General features: G+C 64.1%; 1 protein-coding gene. It reads left to right on the top strand.

All coding sequences use genetic code 11. The annotated features are described in order from the left end of the window. Positions 1–80 precede the first annotated feature (80 nt). Positions 81–838, top strand: a protein-coding gene (locus tag ACFFWD_RS25415; protein ID WP_376969738.1) for an IS5 family transposase whose coding sequence is annotated in 2 segments (ribosomal slippage) — positions 81–393 and positions 393–838 — 759 coding nt in all. Because the reading frame shifts where the segments join, the coding sequence is not laid out codon by codon here. Positions 839–855: the final 17 nt, after the last annotated feature.

The raw sequence follows: 855 nt of genomic DNA on the forward strand, positions 1-855 counted from the left end.
CTAGGCGGGATCGACATTCAGGATTCCCGAACTGGATGATGTCTGATTCATAGAGCACCGTGATTTGCACGGGGCACATGATGGGCATCAAGCGGTACGAACTGAGCGAGGCACAGTGGAAGCGGATCGCACCGCTGCTGCCCGGCAAAGCGGGCGACCCGGGCCGGACGGGAGCGGACAATCGGCTGTTCGTGAACGGCTGCCTGTGGGTGCTGCGGTCGGGCGCGCACTGGTGCGACCTGCCGGAGCGCTACGGACGCTGGAAAACGGTTCATCGGCGCTTCAGCCGCTGGTGTCATGGTGGCGTATGGGAACGGGTGTTCGCGGCGCTGACCGCCGACCGCGACAACCAGTACCTGATGATCGACTCAACCATCGTTCGCGCCCATCAACAGGCAGCGGCCGGAAAAGGGGGGCGCGGGATCAGGCGCTGGGGCGCTCCCGAGGCGGACTGACCACCAAAATCCACATGCTGGCGGACACCTTGGGCCGGCCGTTGCGCCTCATCGTCACCGCGGGCCAGGTTGGCGACATCACTCAGGCTCCCGCCCTGCTGGAAGGTCAGACCGCCGAAGCCGTGCTCGCCGACAAAGCCTATGACAGCAATGCGCTGCGCGCGACCATCGCCGCCGTAGGCGCCACCGCAGTTATCCCGTCGAACCGAACCCGCAAGATCATCATCCCTCATGACGCCGTTGCGTACAAATGCCGCAACCGCATCGAGCGCTGCTTTAACCGCCTCAAGCACTTCAGGCGTTTCGCAACCCGTTACGACAGACGAACCATCCACTTCACCGGATTCGTCCACCTCGCCGCCGCCATGGTCTGGCTCCGGTGAATGTCGATCCGGCCTAG

The organism is Bradyrhizobium erythrophlei (assembly GCF_042430365.1).
Classification (GTDB): domain Bacteria; phylum Pseudomonadota; class Alphaproteobacteria; order Rhizobiales; family Xanthobacteraceae; genus Bradyrhizobium; species Bradyrhizobium erythrophlei.